This window comes from Citrobacter arsenatis (assembly GCF_004353845.1).
GTDB classification, from domain to species: Bacteria; Pseudomonadota; Gammaproteobacteria; order Enterobacterales; family Enterobacteriaceae; genus Citrobacter; species Citrobacter arsenatis.
In genome coordinates, this window is sequence record NZ_CP037864.1 from 2,680,652 (window position 1) to 2,699,093 (window position 18,442).

Here is an 18,442-nt window from a genome sequence, read left to right on the forward strand (position 1 = left end):
GCCGCCGACTACGGCCAGTCATGATCGCGACCATCAAGATCGTCTCGCCCTATCTTCTTCCAATACAAACCTACGCGCTGCCACCAACCATCCTCACCCTCTTTGTGCCCGGAATGAATAATGCCGCCATTACTGTTGTAGCGCTGCTCGCCAAAAAAATGCCATTCGTCGACAGCGATGGACGCGGTATTTGCGGTAAAACCAGCAGTGGACGCAGGCTCGGGCGGTATTCCCTCGTTACCATTAGTCATTTCACCAAGGAAGGGAACAACCGGTTGCTCTGTCGGTAAAGCGGTTATCGGATGTCCGGAAATTTCAGGTGACGGTCCGACAAGTATGCCGTTGGCGTTGATGGGGACCAGTGCGAGATCCCAATTACCGCGATCGATTTCAAATCGCAAACACTTTGTCCGGTATACGGTAGGATGGAGTTCGGTGTTGCTGTGATTGGCCAACCACTCCTGTCGTACATTCACATATTGGGAAATCCAGGTGCGCTCATCGCCACCGCTGGCCGGAGGAACCTCAGGAAATCTGGCGCGTAAAAAATGTAAAATACTGCCGCTGTGGACAAAAGAGTCATAAATTACCAGCATGGAAAGCGCATCTTTGAAGCCAAAAACCTGCGCCCAGTTCAGTGCGGGAACGTAATAGCGTTCATCAAAGAACCGATCCTGAACCGTCTTCATGATTGGATCATCTCGCCCCGCCTGCCGCAGTAAGGTTTTAAACTGTTCGTTGTCAACCAACGGCTTATACCCAACCAGTGGTGCAAACGGGGCAAGTCCGGCGCTAAACACCCCGTTTGCATTCACATATCGGGTTACCAGATCCTGTAATTTTCCATACTCCGTGGTTTGCGAGCGACCATAGGTCAACTGTCGGATCCCATGCGGGCCGTCATGGAATATCGCTATTACCGAGTAGTCCCCCTCGGCCGACCCGGTTTCAAACGCATTCAGGACGCGCTCACAAAGGCTCTTATTTGCTGGAGTAAGTATCATAAAATCCTCTCTATCGATATTAATGGCTGTTCTTACCGCTATTTTTTCGTACTGTTTGGTTTGTCCGGTTCTGCTGGCTTTGGCCCCGTGGAACGGACCTGCATTACGCGTTGAAGAATGTCGAACCAGAAAGGTCCGCCGAGAGAGACAGCGAAAACAGTGATCAGGCGACTATTTCAGAGGGAATATAAGAGGGACGCCCATGTTTGCCTTTGCTAAGCGATTGAACCAATGGGTGCTCAAAAAATTGGTTAATAAATTGCTTATCCGGCGCTAACTCTCCTGAAAACAATTCATCCAGTGCCGCGACAAGGTTTTTACTACGCAGATTGGTCCAGGCTGATATCGCCTCAACAATGGCGGTGCATGTCATTGCAAAGACGAAATAAAGGGTCATCAACCCAATCAGAACATCGAGTGTCTCAAGCCCAAACATATCGATTTCCTCTCTACCACAAGTGTCAGGTCAACCGGAAGCTGAAAGTCGCGCAGATTCCTCCCTGAGAATATGGATCTCATGCGGTGAATAATCGGTAAGAGGTTCGTTGTAAATGAAGGTGACAAATCAATCAGAAGTCGCACGCCGCCAGGAGGAAGTAAAAACAGTTGTTGAAATTGAGTAACCTGCCCACACTAACAACAGATGCGCTGAAATTATTCATTACGCCTATGACTATCAATAACTTTTTAGATTTTGTAAAATAATTTGAATTGGATTAATGTGACGTCAAAATCACTGGAGAAAGTCTTATGAAACTCGCCATCTATAGTACAAAACAGTACGACAAGAAGTATCTGCAGCAGGTTAACGAGGCTTTTGGTTTTGAACTTGAATTCTTTGACTTTCTGTTGACGGAAAAAACAGCGAAAACCGCCCATGGCTGTGAAGCCGTGTGCATTTTCGTCAACGACGATGGCAGCCGCCCCGTTCTGGAAGAACTGAAAAAGCATGGCGTGAAATATATCGCGCTGCGCTGCGCCGGGTTCAATAACGTCGATCTCGACGCAGCAAAAGAGCTGGGCCTGCAGGTTGTGCGTGTGCCAGCCTACTCACCAGAAGCCGTCGCCGAACATGCGATTGGCATGATGATGACGCTGAATCGCCGTATTCACCGCGCCTATCAGCGTACCCGTGATGCCAACTTCTCTCTTGAGGGGCTGACCGGCTTTACCATGTATGGCAAAACGGCTGGGGTGATCGGTACCGGTAAAATCGGTATTGCTGCACTGCGGATCCTGAAAGGTTTTGGTATGCGCCTGCTGGCATTCGATCCCTACCCGAGCGCTGCTGCGCTGGAGTTAGGCGTTGAGTATGTTGATCTTAAAACGCTGTTCGCGGAGTCCGATGTCATCTCCCTGCACTGCCCGTTAACGCCAGAGAATTATCATCTGCTCAATCACGAAGCCTTTGAGCAAATGAAAAATGGCGTGATGGTTATTAACACCAGCCGCGGGGCGTTGATCGATTCGCAAGCCGCTATCGATGCGCTGAAAAACCAGAAAATTGGTTCTCTGGGTATGGACGTGTATGAAAACGAACGCGACCTGTTCTTTGAAGATAAATCCAATGACGTGATTCAGGATGATGTGTTCCGCCGCCTGTCGGCCTGTCATAACGTCCTGTTCACCGGGCACCAGGCGTTTCTGACCGCCGAAGCGTTGACCAGTATTTCTGAGACGACGCTGCAGAATCTGGCGCAAATCTCCAAAGGCGAAAGTTGTCCAAACGCCCTCTTCTAATCTCTCTGCTCCCCTGGTTTCAGGGGGGCATTTTCAGACAACCACCGATGATAAAACACTCAGTATCATTATTATATTGAATGTATTCCCGTCACAAACGTAGAGAAATTTAATGAAGAACGTTGTCACGTTGATTGCGCTCAGCATGCTGATGGCTGGTTGTGTGAGCAATGGAAAAGTTTCCGTCAATCGCGAACAGTTGCAGCATCACCGCTTCGTTTTGCAAAGCGTGAATGGTAAAGCCGTCACCGTCGCCAATAACCCGCCTGAACTGAGTTTTGGCGAAAACATGACGGTATCGGGAAAGATGTGTAATCAATTCCACGGCCAGGGCAAGCTGTCTGACGGTGAGTTGAAGGTAAAAGATATGGCCATGACCCGCATGATGTGCGCCGATCCACAGCTTAACGCGCTCGACGGTATCGTCAGCGAAATGTTTAAGCAAGGCGCGCAGGTCGATCTGACTGCTGACCAGTTAACGCTGGCGACAGCAGAACAAACACTGACGTATAAACTCGCGGATTTAATGTAGGAAACGCGCGGGCTTAATAGTTGCCACAGCTTCCGGCGGCAAGCGACTGCTCACTACAGCGTTTGCCGTTGGGTAACGCACACATTCCGATAGCTGAGCCATCCAGTTGACGAGCAACAGAGAGCGAACCCCCAATCATGGCGCAATTAGCTTCTCCAGAACTGGACATTGCGGCCCTCATCCCCGGTGCGACATGCGCGGCAGTTGCCTGTTGAACAGGTTCACTGCTACAAGCCGATAATAATAACGCGGCACACCCTACCCAAAACGCTGCGCGCATCTTACTCCCCTCTGAATATTAACCAAACGACACAGCCATAAATAATAGGCAGCGGAAACACCGCCGTCGAGAGGCAATATGCGCATTTATGCGCGTTGTTTACATTTTCTGGCAATTTTTTGCCTGCTCCTTTGATCAAACCATTCATTCTGTTAATTCCAGGGACACAAAAGCGAAAATCTGTCTTTGGCGCTTTTGCTAAAATAGAAGGATAACTACAGGATTCGCCGCTGTTACGCGAGTCCCTCTTTTTGCGCAATGTAAGGGTGTCAGTATGATCACAATTGACGGTAATGGTGCGGTTGCTTCGGTCGCATTTCGTACCAGCGAGGTTATCGCCATCTACCCGATTACGCCCAGTTCGACGATGGCAGAACAGGCGGATGCCTGGGCCGGGAACGGGCTTAAAAACGTATGGGGGGATACTCCTCGCGTCGTAGAAATGCAGTCAGAAGGCGGTGCAATCGCGACCGTTCACGGCGCGTTGCAGACCGGTGCGCTCTCTACGTCGTTTACTTCATCGCAGGGCCTGCTGCTGATGATACCAACGCTGTACAAACTGGCCGGTCAGTTGACCCCGTTTGTTCTGCACGTTGCGGCACGTACGATTGCGACTCACGCGTTATCAATCTTTGGCGATCACTCCGACGTGATGGCGGTACGCCAGACGGGATGCGCGATGCTGTGCGCCAGCAGCGTTCAGGAAGCACAGGACTTTGCGCTAATTTCGCAAATGGCCACCCTCAAAAGCCGGGTCCCGTTTATTCATTTCTTTGATGGTTTCCGTACTTCGCATGAGATCAATAAAATTGTGCCGCTGGCCGATGACACGATCCTCGGACTGATGCCGCAGGCAGAAATCGATGCTCACCGCGCCCGTGCACTTAACCCTGAGCATCCGGTTATTCGCGGTACGTCTGCGAACCCGGACACCTACTTCCAGTCACGCGAAGCGACCAACCCATGGTACAACGCGGTTTACGATCATGTAGAACAGGCGATGGACGATTTCGCCGCAGCCACAGGTCGCCAGTATCAGCCATTTGAATATTACGGCCATCCGCAGGCAGAACGCGTCATTATTTTGATGGGCTCGGCGATTGGTACCTGTGAAGAAGTTGTCGAAGAATTGCTGGCTCGCGGCGAGAAAGTTGGCGTTCTGAAAGTGCGTCTGTTCCGCCCATTCTCTGCCAGACATTTACTACGCGCCTTGCCGGAAACGGTACGGAGCATCGCCGTCCTGGACCGCACCAAAGAACCCGGCGCGCAGGCTGAACCATTGTATCTGGATGTGATGACCGCGCTGGCGGAAGCCTTTAACTGCGGCGAGCGAGAAACCTTACCGCGCGTGATTGGCGGGCGTTATGGCCTTTCCTCTAAAGAGTTTGGCCCCGACTGCGTTATGGCGGTCTTTAATGAGCTGAGTAGCGCGAAACCGAAACCTCGCTTTACGGTCGGGATCTATGATGATGTCACCAACCTGTCGCTACCGCTGCCGGAAAACACGCTGCCTGGGACCGCTAAGCTTGAAGCGCTCTTTTACGGGCTGGGCAGCGACGGGAGCGTGTCGGCCACCAAAAACAATATCAAGATTATCGGTAACTCTACGCCGTGGTATGCGCAGGGTTATTTCGTTTATGACTCGAAAAAAGCAGGCGGCCTGACGGTTTCTCACCTGCGCGTCAGCGAGCAGCCTATTCGCTCAGCGTATCTGGTGTCGCAAGCCGATTTTGTGGGCTGTCACCAGCTGCAATTTATCGATAAGTATCAAATGGCCGAGCGCCTGAAACCAGGCGGTATCTTCTTGCTTAATACCCCGTATAACGTGGATGAAGTCTGGGCGCGTTTGCCTCAGGAAGTTCAGGCTGTACTGAATCAAAAGAAAGCGCGTTTCTACGTCATTAATGCGGCCAAAATCGCCCGCGAGTGCGGCCTGGCTGCGCGTATTAATACCGTTATGCAGATGGCGTTCTTCCATCTGACGCAAATCTTACCCGGCGACAGTGCGTTGATCGAATTGCAGGGTGCGATTGCGAAAAGCTACAGCAGTAAAGGACAGGACCTGGTGGAACGTAACTGGCAGGCGCTGGCCCTGGCGCGTGAATCCGTCGCCGAAGTGGCGCTCCAGCCGGTTGATCCGCATAGCGCTAACCGCCCACCGGTGGTTTCTGATGCCGCACCTGATTTCGTGAAAACCGTCACTGCGGCAATGCTCGCCGGTCTGGGCGATGCCCTTCCCGTTTCAGCGTTGCCGCCAGATGGTACCTGGCCAATGGGCACCACGCGTTGGGAAAAACGCAATATCGCAGAAGAGATCCCTATCTGGAAAGAAGAACTGTGTACACAGTGTAACCACTGTGTTGCCGCCTGCCCGCACTCGGCTATCCGTGCCAAAGTGGTTTCACCAGAAGCGATGGAAAATGCCCCTGCCAGCCTGCATTCTCTGGATGTGAAATCACGCGATATGCGCGGTCAGAAATATGTTCTGCAGGTCGCGCCAGAGGATTGCACCGGTTGTAATCTATGCGTCGAAGTGTGCCCGGCGAAAGATCGCCAAAACCCGGAAATCAAGGCCATTAATATGATGTCCCGCCTTGAACATGTTGAAGAAGAAAAAGTTAACTACGACTTCTTCCTCGATCTGCCGGAGATTGATCGCACTAAGCTGGAACGCATTGATATTCGTACCTCGCAGTTGATCACTCCACTGTTTGAATATTCCGGCGCCTGCTCTGGCTGTGGTGAAACGCCGTATATCAAACTGCTTACGCAGTTGTACGGTGACCGCATGCTGATCGCCAACGCGACCGGTTGTTCATCGATTTATGGCGGAAACCTACCCTCAACGCCGTATACCACCGACGCCAACGGCCGTGGGCCTGCGTGGGCAAACTCACTGTTTGAAGATAACGCTGAGTTTGGTCTGGGCTTCCGTCTGACGGTGGATCAGCACCGTGTACGCGTCATGCGTTTACTGGAACAGTTTGCCGATAATATTCCGGCTGAACTGAATGACGCCCTGCACGCTGAAGCGACCCCAGAAGTACGCCGTGAACAAGTTGCAGCGCTGCGCCAGCATCTGAAAGATGTCGAAGGTGCACAACAGCTGTTAACCGATGCTGACGCGCTGGTCGAGAAATCCATCTGGCTGATTGGCGGCGACGGCTGGGCGTACGATATTGGTTTTGGCGGTTTGGATCACGTCCTGAGCCTGACCGAGAACGTCAATATTCTGGTGCTGGATACTCAGTGTTACTCCAACACGGGCGGACAAGCGTCGAAAGCCACGCCGCTTGGAGCCGTCACCAAATTTGGTGAACATGGTAAGCGCAAGGCTCGCAAAGATCTTGGCGTCAGTATGATGATGTACGGGCACGTGTATGTGGCACAGATTTCTCTGGGCGCACAGTTGAACCAGACGGTGAAAGCTATCCAGGAAGCGGAAGCCTATCCGGGTCCGTCGCTGATTATCGCCTATAGTCCTTGCGAAGAGCATGGTTACGACCTCGCACTAAGCCACGATCAGATGCGTCAGCTCACTGCTACCGGATTCTGGCCGCTATACCGCTTTGACCCACGTCGTGCAGACGAAGGTAAGCTGCCGCTGGCGCTGGACTCTCGCCCGCCGTCAGACGCGCTGGCTGAAACATTGCTCAACGAGCAGCGCTTCCGCCGCCTGAATGCCCAACAGCCAGAAGTTGCTGAACAGCTGTGGAAAGACGCCACTGCCGATCTGCAAAAACGCTACGACTTCCTGGCCCAGTTGGCGGGTAAAGCAGAAAAGAGCGGCACCGAGTAATACGTTTAGCTCTGTATTAAGCTGAAACCCAAAAAAAAGCCCGAACACTTGTTCGGGCTTGTCAATTTATTCGCTGGCTAATTAATAATAGCTATCAATAGGTCAACGAAAAATAAAACGTGACAATAAAGGCATATAACACGCGCAGAATAGCCCAACACAATTCACTTGTATAATTTTTATTTTATATATATTCGATCGACATATTCACACAAATTATCACCATTTCCGTAGAATTATTTATTTAAGGTTTTACTTAAGACGTAACAATTCATATTTATCTCTTTACGGAACTTCTCCTTTAGCATGCTTTTACTCCCTACATGGGTAGTCACAGGTTAATAAAAAAACTAAAGGATTATTTCAATGAACAGAAAAGTACTGGCTCTCGTAATTCCTGCCCTGCTGGCTGCAGGCGCTGCTCACGCTGCTGAAGTTTATAATAAAGACGGCAACAAATTAGATCTCTATGGCAAAGTAGACGGCCTGCGTTATTTCTCTGACGACGCCAACAGCGATGGCGATCAGACTTATGTTCGTGGCGGTTTCAAAGGCGAAACTCAGATTAACGATATGCTCACCGGCTACGGTCAGTGGGAATATCAGGTTAATGCCAACACAACTGAAGGCAACCGTAACAACAACTTTACTCGTCTGGCCTTTGCCGGTCTGAAATTCGGTGATTACGGCTCATTCGACTACGGTCGTAACTACGGCGTACTGTACGACGTGGAAGGCTGGACCGATATGCTGCCAGAATTCGGTGGCGACTCTTACACCAAAGCAGACAACTTCATGACCGGCCGTGCGAACGGTGTAGCAACCTACCGTAACACCGACTTCTTCGGTCTGGTTAACGGTCTGAACTTCGCACTGCAGTATCAGGGCGCGAACGAACAATCAAGCAAAGAAGGCGATGCTTTCTACCAAGAAGGCACCGGTAACGGCAGTGACCGTAACGTTCAGAACTCTAACGGTGACGGCTTCGGTATCTCCTCTACCTACGATCTGGGTATGGGCGTAAGCTTCGGTGCGGCATATACCACGTCTGACCGTACTAACGAGCAGACTACTGCTGGCGGCAACGTTGCTGGCGGTGATACAGCTGACGCATGGACTACTGGCCTGAAATACGACGCCAACAACATCTACCTGGCAACCATGTACTCCGAAACCCGTAACATGACTCCGTACGGCGACAGCGGCGTAGCCAACAAAACTCAGAACTTCGAAGTAACTGCACAGTACCAGTTCGACTTCGGTCTGCGTCCGGCAGTGTCTTTCCTGATGTCTAAAGGTAAAGACCTGAACGCTACCGACGGCGACAAAGACCTGGTTAAATATGCTGATATCGGCGCTACCTACTACTTCAACAAAAACATGTCCACCTACGTTGATTACAAAATCAACCTGCTGGACGAAGACGACAGCTTCTACACTCGTAACAACATCTCTACTGATGACGTAGTCGCATTAGGTCTGGTTTACCAGTTCTAATTTGTCAGCCCGCTGGCAACAGCGGGCTATCCTTACTTTCATAGCAATTCTGTTTTATCCAGATCAAAACATTATATCTGTTGCGCTAAAACACAACTCTGATAGATGATATCGTGCATTAAGGCCTGTTGTTGAGGATACCTGCAATGAATCATCATCCTGTAAAATCATCCCGTATTGCATCCGTCGGCTATGACGAATCCTCCCGCACGCTAGAAATTCGCTTTCATCAGTTGGCGACCCTGCAATATCAGCATGTCCCGGTCCGTATTTTTCGTGATTTCCTGAGCGTCGTTTCTAAAGGTCGATTTTACGATGGGGTAATAAAAGGAAAGTTTCCTGAAATTAAAATAAAGTGATGCCAAAATGTGATCTTTGTCATTGTACATAAAGTGCCATTACGCGGTAAGCTTTAGGTGGATACTTAAACAGGAGGTTTTATGAACAGAACGATTCTTGTACCCATCGATATTTCAGACTCAGAATTAACTCAACGCGTTATCGCCCATGTTGAAGCAGAGGCAAAAATTGACGATGCGCAGGTTCATTTTTTGACCGTCATTCCGTCACTGCCCTATTATGCTTCTTTGGGACTGGCCTACTCGGCAGAGTTACCGGCCATGGAGGATCTGAAAGCCGAAGCGAAATCTCAACTGGAAGAGATTATCAAGAAGTTCAATATCCCAACGGACAGAATGCACGTTCATGTTGAAGAAGGTGCACCGAAAGACAAGATTCTTGAAATCGCTAAAAAATTACCGGCTGATATGGTCATTATTGCCTCACACCGACCTGACATCACCACCTACCTGCTGGGCTCTAACGCCGCAGCCGTGGTGCGTCATGCTGAGTGTTCGGTACTGGTAGTCCGCTAAGCTGCCTTGCCCGCACATCGTTGCGGGCTTTTTGTTTCTACCTCATATCCCCCCACGATTCCTGATCGAAGCATGCAAGGCCATTTCAGTATCGCTACGTCGCGACATCATTACGCCCTCTCTTGAAACCCGGATAAAAACAGAGCATAAACACTGTATATACATCCAGCACAAGAGCGGTAAGCAATGTTTGTGGAACTCGTTTATGACAAAAGGAATTTTGAGGGTCTGCCTGGTGCAAAAGATACCATTCTGGGCGAATTAACTAAGAGGGTTCATCGGATCTTCCCTGATGCTGATGTCCGGGTTAAACCGATGATGACGTTGCCGGCGATCAACACTGATGCCAGCAAGCATGAGAAAGAACAGATAAGCCGAACGGTGCAGGAAATGTTTGAAGAGGCTGATATGTGGCTGGTTTCAGATTAAACGCATTGAACCATCATATTGCTTAAGTAAAATCCGTCGTGACTGGCAATCATTCAATACTCGCACTATCGGAGGTTTGCCGGTCAGCCGCAGCCATGCTCTTGCATACGGCATGGTCGCGGCAGTTCACCTCCCCTGTGGTTTTCACTCCCTGAGATTGCGCGTTGAGCGTCCGGAACCAAATTATCTGGCGGTGAGCCGTTCCACAACTTTCTTCTGCGCTGCAATATCCGCTTTCAACTGATTAATTTCTTCCTGCCCGAGGCCATGCGCCTTTATTCAATCATGCGGTTCGCGGTTTTTCTGGTCTGGTCACGGAGAGCAAAAACCTTACTACTCTATGAGTAGCATTGGCACCAGATAGAACACAGCTGTAAAACGTGCTGGTATTCGTCGCCGTAATCCGTACCATACGCGGCATACTTTGCCTGCTGGCTGTTATCGGCTGGAGCAAACCCATCATTCATAGCTAATCAGATGGGGCATGAAAATGCGCAAATGGCGTACGAAGTCTACGGTACATGGATTGAAAAAATGAATGGCGATCGGGTTGCAATGTTGAATAACACACCAGCCCTGTGATGGAAGTTTGCCCCTTATATGCCCCTTTTGGTTTTTGAGAACGGTAAGAATGCAAGATAATCAACAAGTTACAAAGAAAGAACAATACAACCTGAACAAATTACAAAAACGTCTGCGTCGTAACGTCGGCGAAGCGATTGCCGACTTCAATATGATCGAAGACGGCGATCGCATTATGGTGTGCCTTTCCGGCGGGAAAGACAGCTATACCATGCTGGAGATCCTGCGTAATTTGCAGCAAAGCGCCCCGATCAGTTTTTCCTTAGTTGCGGTTAACCTCGATCAGAAACAACCTGGCTTCCCGGAGCACATTCTGCCGGAATATCTGGAACAGCTGGGCGTTGAATATAAGATTGTCGAAGAAAACACTTACGGGATCGTCAAAGATAAAATTCCTGAGGGCAAAACAACCTGCTCACTCTGCTCTCGCCTGCGTCGCGGCATTCTGTATCGCACGGCAACTGAGTTAGGCGCCACCAAAATTGCGCTTGGCCACCATCGCGACGACATCCTGCAAACGCTGTTTTTAAACATGTTCTACGGCGGAAAAATGAAAGGTATGCCGCCGAAGTTGATGAGCGATGACGGTAAACATATCGTTATCCGTCCACTGGCTTACTGCCGGGAGAAAGATATCGAACGTTTCTCAGAAGCGAAGGGTTTCCCGATTATTCCATGTAATCTGTGCGGCTCACAGCCGAACCTGCAGCGCCAGGTCATTGCGGACATGCTGCGCGACTGGGACAAACGCTACCCTGGCCGTATTGAAACCATGTTTAGTGCGATGCAGAACGTTGTGCCTTCACATCTGAGCGATATCAATCTCTTCGATTTCAAAGGCATCAAACATGGTTCAGAGGTTGTTGACGGCGGTGATTTAGCGTTCGATCGTGAAGAGATCCCGCTGCAGCCTGCTGGCTGGCAACCGGAAGAAGATGATGCTCAACTGGATGAGTTGCGCCTGAACGTGGTGGAAGTGAAGTAAACATCATATCAGGCCTACAACGTGATATGCACCTGTAGGCCTGATGAGCAGAGCGCCATCAGGCGCTCAAACCGTCAGTTATTTCAATAACCGGACCCGACAAGTCTTACCTTTAATCTTACCGTTCTGCAATTGCTTCCACGCCTTATGCGCTACAGTCTGGCGAACGGCGACATACACATGTGCCGGATGAACGGCAATTTTGCCGATATCGGCACCATCCAGACCAATATCACCGGTCAGTGCGCCGAGTACATCGCCGGGACGCATTTTCGCCTTTTTACCGCCATCAATGCATAACGTCGCCATCTCTGCTTCCAGCGGCAGGATGCCGTCGTTAGCTGGCGCAGGCAACCAGTTCAACTTCAGTTGCAGCATTTCAGAAAGGATGTTGGCGCGCTGAGCTTCTTCCGGTGCGCAGAAGCTAATCGCCAGCCCGCTGTTGCCGGCACGCGCGGTACGTCCGATACGATGGACATGGACTTCCGGATCCCATGCCAGTTCGAAGTTAACCACCAGCTCAAGTGATTTAATATCCAGGCCACGCGCAGCCACATCGGTGGCAACCAGAACGCGTGCGCTACCGTTAGCAAAACGAACCAGCGTCTGATCGCGATCGCGCTGCTCAAGATCGCCATGCAAAGAGAGTGCGCTTTGCCCCGCCGCATTCAGTGCATCACACACGGCCTGACAATCTTTTTTGGTGTTACAAAAAACCACGCACGAAGCGGGCTGATGCTGGCTGAGCAATTTTTGCAGCAGCGGAATTTTACCGCGGTTGGAGGTTTCGAAAAACTGCTGTTCAATCGCCGGCAGTGCATCAACCGTATCAATTTCGATCGTTAATGGATTTTGCTGCACCCGGCCACTGATAGCGGCAATGGCCTCTGGCCAGGTTGCGGAAAACAGTAGAGTCTGACGAGACGCTGGCGCAAAGCGAATGACATCATCAATCGCATCGCTAAAGCCCATATCCAACATGCGGTCAGCTTCATCCATGACCAGCGTATTCAAGGCATCCAGAGAAACGGTGCCTTTTTGCAGATGGTCGAGTAAACGCCCTGGTGTGGCGACAATAATATGCGGCGCATGCTGCAGGGAGTCGCGCTGTGCGCCAAAAGGTTGCCCACCGCACAGTGTTAAGATCTTGGTGTTTGGCAGGAAGCGCGCTAAACGACGCAGTTCACCCGCCACCTGATCGGCAAGCTCACGCGTTGGGCACAGCACCAGCGACTGCGTTTGAAACAGTGCAGCATCGATATGCTGTAATAATCCAAGACCAAAAGCCGCCGTTTTGCCACTGCCGGTTTTAGCCTGCACGCGAACATCTTTCCCCGCCAGGATTGCCGGTAACGCAGCAGCCTGAACAGGCGTCATTTCAAGATAACCTAGCTCGTTAAGATTCTCGAGTTGGGCAGCAGGTAAAACATTCAGGGTTGAAAAAGCGGTCACAATTTAATCTCGCGGTAAAAACTCACATTCAGCAGGCGCGTATCCTCGCAGATCTGCGCTCGCGATGCGACAATTTAATCGGCTCTTCATCCGGTGGTGGGTCGGGCATTGGTTGCGGACGAGGTATGGGATCGGGAATGGGAACCGGGTCAGTCGGGAGCGAATCAGTGTGCAACGTTGCATTCAGGCAGGTCATATACTCCTCCAGTCATTCAGGTTGACTCTTTTAGGGTAGACGCTGATTTCCTGCAGGCAAAAAAAAGCCGACTAATCTAAGTCGGCGTCGTACGAATCAATTGTGCTATGCAGTAATTCAAAAAAGGAAGTAAGACAATATGGAGCGCAACGCCCATCGCTTGACGTTGCATTCACCTGCGAGAGAGATATTGCCCCGAATAGGTAGATGGTTTATTGACTTCGCTCAAAAACCAGGACGTTTCCATGCGCAAAAGTCACTAAAAAATGTTGTTGTTACAACCATTTACTACGATGCAACCATAAAGTAACACCACCAATCAAGACCACTAACAGAATACAAAAAAGTGAGAAACCAAACTGCCAGCCACCGCCGGGAATCCCGCCAAGGTTAACGCCAAACAACCCGGTTAAAAAAGTGCTGGGAAGAAAAACCATTGCCATCAATGACATTGTATACGTTCGGCGAGCCAGGGACTCCTGCATCACCTGCGCAATTTCATCCGCCATAATACCGGTCCGGGCAATACAGGCATCTATTTCATCTAGCCCTCTCCCCAGCCGGTCAGCGATATCCTGCATCCGCCGCCGATGGTCGTCGGTCATCCAGGACAGCCGCTCGCTCGCCAGGCGGGCATAGACATCGCGCTGAGGCGCCATATAACGGCGCATCACAATTAGCTGCTTACGCAGCAGTGCCAGGAAACCACGCGGCGGGATCTGCTGATCCAGCAGGTTATCTTCCAGATCGATGATCTTGTCGTGCAGTTGCTCAATAAATTCGCTGGCATGATCGGTCAACGCATCACAAACATCCACCAGCCAACTGCCGCAATCAGCTGGTCCCGTACCTTCCTGGAGATCGCTTATCACATCATCAAGCGCCAGCACTTTGCGCTGACGCGTTGAAACAATCAGGCGTTCATCCATATATAAACGCATCGCCACCAGTTGGTCAGGTCGCTCGTCGGTACTGCCATTGATACAGCGCAGCGTGATTAACGTTCCTTCACCTACTTTGCTGACGCGTGGGCGTGTGCTTTCACCCGCCAGTGCATCACGGACATTATTGGGAAGCAAAGGTGTTGTTGCCAACCATTGCGCGCTTTCAGGATGGGTATAATTAAGATGTAGCCAGCAGGGGTGCTGACTGTCGATAACATCGTTATCTTCCAGCGGTTTCACTCCACCACGGCCATCAAGCAACCAGGCAAACACGGCATCCGGCACATTAACATCCGTTCCCTTAATGGCTTCCACAGCGCCTCCACAAACATTCAGCTTTTTTCGTTAGTCTAGCTATCAGAATATGTTAAGCAATATCTCATTGTCCCATTGTGCTGAAATGATTCATAAAAGTATCTGAAAAAAGAAAAGCGCCGACGAATGCGGCGCTTATTACCCGATGCCCCCTGTTAAGCCCGCTGGCGTCTCTCTGACTCGAGCGCGTGGCTTAAGCGAAATTTATGCGTTCGCGACTGGAGGTCAATCACCTGGTTTTTCAGGACACCCGAGGAGTCAGAAAGCTCATCAACCATAATGGCATTACTTTGGGTAACGTTCTCCAGTTCAGCCAGGGCATGGGTGATTCTGATAATCCCTTTCTCCTGCTCTTGCGTAGTGGTTAATATCTCGCCCATTAGTTGGTTTAATTGCCCTGCACCACCAACAATATCATGCATATTTTTTTCAGCTTCACGGACAATTGCCGCACCTTGCTGAACATTTTGATGGGTTTGGGCAATCAGTTGCTTAATATTCTTCGCGGCATCTGCACTACGATGTGCAAGCATTCTCACCTCGCCGGCGACAACGGAAAAACCTTTACCATGTTCACCGGCCCGTGCGGCTTCTACAGCAGCATTCAAGGCCAGAATATTTGTCTGGAATGCGATACCGTCTATCAGCGTAATAATTTCCGTCATCTGCTGGGCGCATTCGGTGATTGACCGCATATTTGTCGCAACCTGCACCATTAATTCACCTCCCTGACGAGCGCATTGCGTGGCAATTGTTGCCTGGGCGCTGGCTATTTGAGTGTTATCAGCATTGTTTCTCGTATTAACCGCTATTTCATCCATGTTGGCGGCAGTTTGCATTAATGCCCCAGATTGCTGTTCCGTTTTCACCGACAGTTCAGCGCTGCGTTCCGCAAGCTGTTCAGAGAGCGCCATCGCCGTTTGCGAGGATGTTCGGATCTCATTAACGAGTGTTGAGATATTACTTGATAAGCTATTGATCCCCGGAATGAGTCTACCTGCACAGTTATTGCCAAATTCTGGAATACTGATTGCCAGATTCCCGGACGTCACTTCTTCAATGCTTCTTTTAACCGTATTAATCGGCATGACCAGATATTTCGTCATGTACCACCACAAACATAATATAGAAATAATACTTACCACATTTGTACCAATTATAATTTCCGAAGTGGCCGAAAAAATCATTTCCACAACATTGAGAGCAACTGCCGTAATGAGCAGAAATAAAATAATGAAAGTTCTGACGCTAATATCATTTAACATTTTAGCCCTGTACACCAAGAAATAACGTGAATGTTATTTTTATAGCATCTGCAATACAGATTTCCATAGCTCTGTGATGAAAGCTTCACTTTCAATGAGAGCCTGCAGTCCTTTTACTTAAGGCGATAAATTACACCCTTTATTTCTGTTAGCTCAGTGCTTTATCCTGCAAGGCGACTGTGATGACGCCAGACATCAGATTATTGTGATGGCAAGCACATAGCGATCACAAAACGCACAGTGCTATAAGTTTGGTGAATGTTTATATAAGTAATGGCGCGTTATTTTCACTATCTTCCCGCTCCCTCTAATACCTGGTGTAAAAATACAAGAACATTCCTGGTTTTATCAGGTTAACTGGACAAAACCTGCTAGATTTATCATCACGGCTTTTTTTCGATAGGTAGTAAGATGTTGCACGTGTCGTGGGACCCTGTATTAATTGGGATTTCCTTTGTTGTCGCGTTTATTGCTTCCTTTATTGCCCTCGACAGCGCGGGAAAGGTAGCAATCTCCAGCAGACGTGAATCGACCTTTTGGCGATTATCTGGCGGCGCTACGTTGGGTATGGGGATCTGGTCGATGCATTTTATTGGCATGCTGGCCATGAAAATGAGTATGCCGATCAATTACCACCTCGCACTCACGGCATTTTCATTCGTTATTGCGATCTTTTCTGCCACTCTCGCCATTAATATCGCCATTTCCGGTAATACGCTATCAACTAAACGATTGGTCGTAGCCACCAGCATTTTAAGCGCTGGTGTTGTCACGATGCACTATGTTGGCATGTATGCCATTATCGAACATGTGGGCATCTCATGGAATAGCTCGCTGATACTGCTCTCGGTGATCATTGCCGTCGTTGCGTCTGGCGTCGGCTTATGGCTGGCCTTTCATTTACGCCAAAATAGCCGTCGCGCGCTGATTAACCGACTTATTGCCGCCCTTATTATGGCGCTGGCAATTGCCTCTATGCACTATACGGGGATGGGGGCGGCAACGTTCACCCATTTTGGACACACCGCGCACGATGGGCTCAGTACGCTGGAACTCTCTGTCTGGGTCTGCGCCGTCACGCTGATTATTTTGGGTATCATGCTGGTCGTTTCGATGGTGGATTCGCAACTGCGCACTTCCCGACTGGCTGACAACCTGCATCAACTGAATTGCCAGCTTGAGCACCAGGTCCACTTCGATGCGCTAACCGGACTTGCCAATCGAACGCAAATAGATACCTGTTTACAGGCCTGCCTACGTCATTCCAAACTGCATCAGCAGCATTTCGCGTTGGTATTTATCGACCTCGATCGCTTTAAAGTCGTTAATGATACCTGGGGGCACCACATTGGCGATCAGTTGCTGATTGCCAGTACACAGCGAATCTACAGTTGTCTTGATGACTCAATGACGCTGGCAAGACTCGGGGGAGATGAATTTATCCTGTTGGTTCCTGACTGCAACCAGCAGGAAATCTCCGCTTTAATGGCCCGGATTGCAGACACGATCGGTGATCCCTTTACCTTGTTTGGGCACACCATTCGCGTTTCGTTAAGCGCCGGAAGCAGCATTTATCCCGAGCATGGTTCAACGCTGCATGAGCTAAAAGTGAAGGCCGATATGGCGATGTATCATGTCAAACAGGCGGGCAGAAACGGCTGGGCCATTTACAGCCCGGAGATGGAATCTATTGCGGATACGCCGCCGGCATTTTTACAAGAACTGTCACAGGCCCTTGAACACAATCAGTTTGAGCTGTGGTATCAACCTAAATATACCGTTGGAGATCATGCTCTGTCCGGTTTTGAAGCCTTGTTACGTTGGCATCACCCAGAACGCGGCATGCTGTTACCTGCTGAATTTCTTCCGGCTCTGGAAGAAACCGGCTTGATCATTCCCGTCGGCAAATGGGTTATTCAACAGGCATGTCTGCAGTTGCATCAATGGAAATTGCAGGGGAATTCAGAATGGACGTTAGCCGTTAATCTCTCCCCCGCCCAGTTTGAACAGCATGATATTATTGATGTTGTTTGTAACGCTCTGGCGCAATATCAACTTTCGCCTGCCTGCCTCACGCTGGAACTCACTGAAAGCACTGCGCTTAAAAATTTAAAACGCAGCATTGAAGTTCTTAATGCCTTCTCTGCTTTGGGGATCACCGTTTCTATTGATGATTTTGGTACTGGTTATTCAAATATATTGATGTTGAAGTCGCTTCCGGCGCGGGAATTAAAAATCGACAGGATATTTGTCAAAGATATTAGCGAGAACAGCAAAAACACCAAAATTGTGTCTACCATTATTGACATAGCTCACTCCATGAATATGCGTGTGGTGGCTGAAGGAATAGAAACTCAGGAGCAGGAAATACTCCTTACACAAATGGGGTGTAGCATGCTACAAGGTTTTCTGTTTGCAAAACCGCTGCCAGCGCATAAGATTCATGAACTGCTACAACCAGAAAACAGCATCAAACAAAAGCCAGTCGTACACCCCTTGTCTCACCGACAATCAATAACATTGTGAGACTGTAATATCTAAAATATT

General features: G+C 49.7%; 16 protein-coding genes and 1 pseudogene. 10 read left to right on the forward strand and 7 right to left on the reverse strand.

Annotation, left to right across the window (positions count from 1 at the left end; genetic code table 11):
• Positions 1 to 8: 8 nt before the first annotated feature.
• Positions 9 to 1,004 carry a chitosanase gene (locus E1B03_RS13920; RefSeq protein WP_133086424.1) on the reverse strand — a complete coding sequence of 332 codons (996 nt, stop codon included), beginning with the start codon at positions 1,002 to 1,004 and terminating at the stop codon, positions 9 to 11.
• 163 nt (positions 1,005 to 1,167) lie between these two features.
• Positions 1,168 to 1,440, reverse strand: coding sequence for a hypothetical protein (locus E1B03_RS13925; protein WP_133086425.1), 273 nt, complete (start codon positions 1,438 to 1,440; stop codon positions 1,168 to 1,170).
• Between the two features lie 314 nt (positions 1,441 to 1,754).
• Here E1B03_RS13925 and E1B03_RS13930 point away from each other — a divergent pair, with 314 nt between their 5' ends.
• Together E1B03_RS13930 and hslJ are read left to right on the forward strand one after the other, a co-directional pair.
• Positions 1,755 to 2,744: a 2-hydroxyacid dehydrogenase gene (locus E1B03_RS13930; protein ID WP_103770695.1), complete on the forward strand. Its 990-nt coding sequence runs from the start codon at positions 1,755 to 1,757 to the stop codon at positions 2,742 to 2,744.
• Positions 2,745 to 2,856: 112 nt separating this feature from the next.
• Positions 2,857 to 3,276, forward strand: a complete 420-nt coding sequence (hslJ, locus tag E1B03_RS13935) for a heat shock protein HslJ (RefSeq protein ID WP_103770696.1) — start codon at positions 2,857 to 2,859, stop codon at positions 3,274 to 3,276.
• Positions 3,277 to 3,289: 13 nt separating this feature from the next.
• Here the strand turns inward: hslJ and E1B03_RS13940 are convergent, their stop codons facing one another.
• Complete coding sequence (locus tag E1B03_RS13940; protein WP_045442854.1) at positions 3,290 to 3,556, reverse strand: putative hemolysin; 267 nt, start codon at positions 3,554 to 3,556, stop codon at positions 3,290 to 3,292.
• 274 nt (positions 3,557 to 3,830) lie between these two features.
• Here E1B03_RS13940 and nifJ point away from each other — a divergent pair, with 274 nt between their 5' ends.
• The 7 genes and pseudogenes from nifJ to ttcA all read left to right on the forward strand — a co-directional run bounded on the left by nifJ (position 3,831) and on the right by ttcA (position 11,723).
• Entirely contained in the window at positions 3,831 to 7,355 is a 3,525-nt protein-coding gene (gene nifJ / locus E1B03_RS13945; RefSeq protein ID WP_103770697.1) for a pyruvate:ferredoxin (flavodoxin) oxidoreductase, read from the forward strand.
• 366 nt (positions 7,356 to 7,721) lie between these two features.
• Complete coding sequence (ompC, locus tag E1B03_RS13950; RefSeq protein ID WP_103770698.1) at positions 7,722 to 8,852, forward strand: porin OmpC; 1,131 nt, start codon at positions 7,722 to 7,724, stop codon at positions 8,850 to 8,852.
• 146 nt (positions 8,853 to 8,998) lie between these two features.
• Entirely contained in the window at positions 8,999 to 9,211 is a 213-nt protein-coding gene (locus tag E1B03_RS13955) for a KTSC domain-containing protein (RefSeq protein WP_133086426.1), read from the forward strand.
• A gap of 81 nt (positions 9,212 to 9,292) precedes the next feature.
• Positions 9,293 to 9,727: a universal stress protein UspF gene (gene uspF, locus E1B03_RS13960; protein ID WP_103770699.1), complete on the forward strand. Its 435-nt coding sequence runs from the start codon at positions 9,293 to 9,295 to the stop codon at positions 9,725 to 9,727.
• Between the two features lie 186 nt (positions 9,728 to 9,913).
• A complete protein-coding gene (locus E1B03_RS13965; RefSeq protein WP_103770700.1) occupies positions 9,914 to 10,156 on the forward strand; it encodes a DinI family protein in 243 nt (80 codons plus the stop codon).
• A 313-nt stretch (positions 10,157 to 10,469) separates the two neighbouring features.
• A pseudogene (locus E1B03_RS26500) lies at positions 10,470 to 10,738 on the forward strand (tyrosine-type recombinase/integrase); the annotation flags it as partial.
• A gap of 49 nt (positions 10,739 to 10,787) precedes the next feature.
• A complete protein-coding gene (gene ttcA / locus E1B03_RS13975; RefSeq protein WP_032943567.1) occupies positions 10,788 to 11,723 on the forward strand; it encodes a tRNA 2-thiocytidine(32) synthetase TtcA in 936 nt (311 codons plus the stop codon).
• Positions 11,724 to 11,801: 78 nt separating this feature from the next.
• On the opposite strand, the gene dbpA is transcribed toward ttcA, so the two are convergent.
• The 4 genes from dbpA to E1B03_RS13990 form a co-directional block, all read right to left on the reverse strand.
• Positions 11,802 to 13,175 carry an ATP-dependent RNA helicase DbpA gene (gene dbpA, locus E1B03_RS13980; RefSeq protein ID WP_103770701.1) on the reverse strand — a complete coding sequence of 458 codons (1,374 nt, stop codon included), beginning with the start codon at positions 13,173 to 13,175 and terminating at the stop codon, positions 11,802 to 11,804.
• Positions 13,176 to 13,203: 28 nt separating this feature from the next.
• Positions 13,204 to 13,371 (reverse strand): proline-rich small protein YnaL, encoded by a 168-nt coding sequence (ynaL, locus tag E1B03_RS26580; RefSeq protein ID WP_103770702.1) that lies wholly within the window; start codon positions 13,369 to 13,371, stop codon positions 13,204 to 13,206.
• 275 nt (positions 13,372 to 13,646) lie between these two features.
• Entirely contained in the window at positions 13,647 to 14,630 is a 984-nt protein-coding gene (zntB, locus tag E1B03_RS13985) for a zinc transporter ZntB (RefSeq protein ID WP_103770703.1), read from the reverse strand.
• Between the two features lie 155 nt (positions 14,631 to 14,785).
• Positions 14,786 to 15,895, reverse strand: a complete 1,110-nt coding sequence (locus tag E1B03_RS13990; RefSeq protein WP_103770704.1) for a methyl-accepting chemotaxis protein — start codon at positions 15,893 to 15,895, stop codon at positions 14,786 to 14,788.
• A gap of 411 nt (positions 15,896 to 16,306) precedes the next feature.
• On the opposite strand from E1B03_RS13990, the gene E1B03_RS13995 reads away from it, so the two are divergent.
• Entirely contained in the window at positions 16,307 to 18,421 is a 2,115-nt protein-coding gene (locus tag E1B03_RS13995) for a putative bifunctional diguanylate cyclase/phosphodiesterase (RefSeq protein WP_103770705.1), read from the forward strand.
• The last annotated feature ends 21 nt before the right edge of the window (positions 18,422 to 18,442 follow it).

Coding starts and splice junctions, on each gene's coding strand:
- E1B03_RS13920 (WP_133086424.1), bottom strand. CDS start 1,004: ATGATACTTACTCCAGCAAATAAGAGCCTTTGTGAGCGCGTCCTGAAT.
- E1B03_RS13925 (WP_133086425.1), bottom strand. CDS start 1,440: ATGTTTGGGCTTGAGACACTCGATGTTCTGATTGGGTTGATGACCCTT.
- E1B03_RS13930 (WP_103770695.1), top strand. CDS start 1,755: ATGAAACTCGCCATCTATAGTACAAAACAGTACGACAAGAAGTATCTG.
- hslJ (WP_103770696.1), top strand. CDS start 2,857: ATGAAGAACGTTGTCACGTTGATTGCGCTCAGCATGCTGATGGCTGGT.
- E1B03_RS13940 (WP_045442854.1), bottom strand. CDS start 3,556: ATGCGCGCAGCGTTTTGGGTAGGGTGTGCCGCGTTATTATTATCGGCT.
- nifJ (WP_103770697.1), top strand. CDS start 3,831: ATGATCACAATTGACGGTAATGGTGCGGTTGCTTCGGTCGCATTTCGT.
- ompC (WP_103770698.1), top strand. CDS start 7,722: ATGAACAGAAAAGTACTGGCTCTCGTAATTCCTGCCCTGCTGGCTGCA.
- E1B03_RS13955 (WP_133086426.1), top strand. CDS start 8,999: ATGAATCATCATCCTGTAAAATCATCCCGTATTGCATCCGTCGGCTAT.
- uspF (WP_103770699.1), top strand. CDS start 9,293: ATGAACAGAACGATTCTTGTACCCATCGATATTTCAGACTCAGAATTA.
- E1B03_RS13965 (WP_103770700.1), top strand. CDS start 9,914: ATGTTTGTGGAACTCGTTTATGACAAAAGGAATTTTGAGGGTCTGCCT.
- ttcA (WP_032943567.1), top strand. CDS start 10,788: ATGCAAGATAATCAACAAGTTACAAAGAAAGAACAATACAACCTGAAC.
- ynaL (WP_103770702.1), bottom strand. CDS start 13,371: ATGACCTGCCTGAATGCAACGTTGCACACTGATTCGCTCCCGACTGAC.
- E1B03_RS13990 (WP_103770704.1), bottom strand. CDS start 15,895: ATGTTAAATGATATTAGCGTCAGAACTTTCATTATTTTATTTCTGCTC.
- E1B03_RS13995 (WP_103770705.1), top strand. CDS start 16,307: ATGTTGCACGTGTCGTGGGACCCTGTATTAATTGGGATTTCCTTTGTT.